The sequence below is a fragment of the Bartonella sp. AP36NXGY genome, assembly GCF_042195865.1.
Taxonomy (GTDB): domain Bacteria; phylum Pseudomonadota; class Alphaproteobacteria; order Rhizobiales; family Rhizobiaceae; genus Bartonella.
Genome location: NZ_JBHIPD010000076.1, coordinates 1 through 2242, shown reverse-complemented (window position 1 = coordinate 2242; position 2242 = coordinate 1). Strand labels below are relative to the sequence as shown.

Here is a 2242-nt window from a genome sequence, read left to right as displayed (position 1 = left end):
TTCAACACCGTGTAGAAAACCTGTTGCCATACTTTATGCTCCTTTAAAATATTGGCTAATGAAATGAATGGGAAAAATGAGAGGTAAAGAGCCGCTCTTGAGAAAGGTTTGTTTTCAACAAGCACTTTCTTTTTATAAATATCTTGACTTGGTCCCAAAATGGTACTAAGATTGATAAAAATCAGGATAAACTTATGAAAATTGTTAAAATCTCCACACTTCAAACTTTTTGGGCTCGATATCCTGATGCTGAACAACCGTTAAAAGCATGGGTAGATGAAGCTAAAAATGCGCAGTGGCGTTCTCCTCATGACATTAAAGAGAAGTATAAAAATGCAAGCATATTAAAGAATAATCGTGTTGTTTTTAATATTAGAGGCAATGATTATCGTTTAGTTGTTTCAATCTTTTATCCAGCAGGTTGGCTTTATATAAAATTTATAGGGACACACAAACAGTATGATGCAATTGATGCTAATACTGTAGAACTAAAGGAATTTAAGAAATGAATATCAAACCAATTCGTACAGAGAGAGAGTATCAAGAAGCTTTAGAAATTGTGTCTGCAATGTTTGACAATCAACCTAAAGAGAATACTCCAGAATTTGATCAAATGGAGGTTCTTGTGTTGTTGATTGAAGCGTATGAAGCAGAACACTATCCTGTTTCTCCTCCTCACCCGATTGAAGCTATTAAATTTAGAATGGAACAAATGAACTTAAGTGCTAAAGATCTCGTTCCTGCGATTGGTCATTTAAATCGTGTTTATGAAATCTTGAGTGGTAAAAGAAAATTAACACTGCGCATGATTAAAAACTTGCACCAACAGTTCAATATTCCACTAGAAAGTCTGATAGCTTAGGTTTTATACTAATTTATTTTTTTGAAAGATTTTTAAGGGGTTTCAAAAGGTCTTCAAAGATCATTTAAAGACCCTTTAATATGTATTATTTCTCGTTTTAGAAATCGCAATTTGAGATGATCAGCTCTTGAGCCGGCATTGGATTATTTGAACCACATGTATAAGATGTATTCACTTCTTTTAGTTTAAATTGGCTAAAGGTTTTTCGGATCTCTGGCACATCATTGAGAGACAGAACAAACTTTCCCTTTAATTGTGCAAGCAGTGTGGACATCGTCTGGTAATCCTCTCGCTTAAACAAATCCTTGCCATAGCAATTCTCAACGCCCCAATAAGGTGGATCAAGGTAAAACAAGGTCGTTGGCCGGTCATAACGCCTGATAAAATCAAACCAATCTAAATGTTCAATAGTGACACCTGATAAACGCCGGTAAATAAGCTTTAAGAACCCTTCAAGTTTGAAAGAGTTAAACCGTGCACCACGGTGGGGATCAACTCCAAAGGTACGCTTTGCCACCTGCCCACCAAAACTCAACCGCTGTAGATATAAAAACCGCAAAGCTCGCTCTAAATCCGTAAGCGTCTTTGGATCTTGTAACGTAAAACGTTGAAACGCCTCACGGCTGCTAATCTGGAACTCCAACAGATCCATAAAAGGGTGATAATGGCGTTGCAACACCCGAAAAAAATTCACCACATCGCCTGAGCGATCATTGATGACTTCATATAAGGGAATCAATTTCCGCCTAAAGAATATTCCTCCCATGCCAACAAAAGGTTCGGCATAAGTGCGATGGGGAATGCCTTCAATGATTTTGATAATGGTTTTTGCCAACTTTATTTTGCCACCAACATAAGCGGCAGCTGGTTCTATAGGATCAATAGATTTTAATTTTTCTTTACAAAGTATATCCATCATTTTTTAACACTCTTCCATCTATATTAGCCATCTTCTCACTGTTTCCAAGTGATAAGAAGTGGCTGCGATGTTGAGTTGAGTTGCATCGGACGGGTTTGTCGCTAAACTAAGTCCCGTTGGCTGGACAACCAGCCCAGCCTCTATTTTTTGTTCCGTTCTCCTTGTTTTTGAGTTTTTAGGATAATTGCTGTGGGTTATCCGCTAGATTTCTCATAGCGATAGGTTATCAGAGCGGCTTGCTAAGAGCCGTTAATCTCTTTACAAAACTTTTGGAATAGAAGAGGGAGCACGCCGTGATTTCGGGGCTTCTTCTAAAGATAAAGAATGATTTTGCTATAGTGCGATAGAGAGTATTTACTTTTGTTGCCATTTTGCTCTCCAAATCAATAGAGAAACAATAACAACAAGAGCTGCCTTTCATAAAACTGACACTGTCAGTCAAAAAGCTCTTTAAAGGGCTT

3 protein-coding genes are annotated in these 2242 nt (G+C 37.6%); 2 read left to right on the top strand and 1 reads right to left on the bottom strand.

Annotation, left to right across the window (positions count from 1 at the left end):
• Positions 1-194 precede the first annotated feature (194 nt).
• Entirely contained in the window at positions 195-509 is a 315-nt protein-coding gene (locus tag ACFINX_RS09835; RefSeq protein WP_317993618.1) for a type II toxin-antitoxin system HigB family toxin, read from the top strand.
• Positions 506-862, top strand: a complete 357-nt coding sequence (locus tag ACFINX_RS09830) for a type II toxin-antitoxin system HigA family antitoxin (protein WP_375624310.1) — start codon at positions 506-508, stop codon at positions 860-862. Before ACFINX_RS09835 ends, ACFINX_RS09830 begins: the two co-directional genes overlap by 4 nt.
• Positions 863-959: 97 nt before the next feature.
• Here the strand turns inward: ACFINX_RS09830 and ACFINX_RS09825 are convergent, their stop codons facing one another.
• Entirely contained in the window at positions 960-1778 is an 819-nt protein-coding gene (locus tag ACFINX_RS09825; protein ID WP_375635109.1) for a DNA adenine methylase, read from the bottom strand.
• Between the last annotated feature and the right edge of the window lie 464 nt (positions 1779-2242).

What these genes read in the sequence shown, in the direction of transcription:
- ACFINX_RS09835 (WP_317993618.1), top strand. Translation starts at nt 195, where the DNA reads ATGAAAATTGTTAAAATCTCCACACTTCAAACTTTTTGGGCTCGATAT.
- ACFINX_RS09830 (WP_375624310.1), top strand. Translation starts at nt 506, where the DNA reads ATGAATATCAAACCAATTCGTACAGAGAGAGAGTATCAAGAAGCTTTA.
- ACFINX_RS09825 (WP_375635109.1), bottom strand. Translation starts at nt 1,778, where the DNA reads ATGGATATACTTTGTAAAGAAAAATTAAAATCTATTGATCCTATAGAA.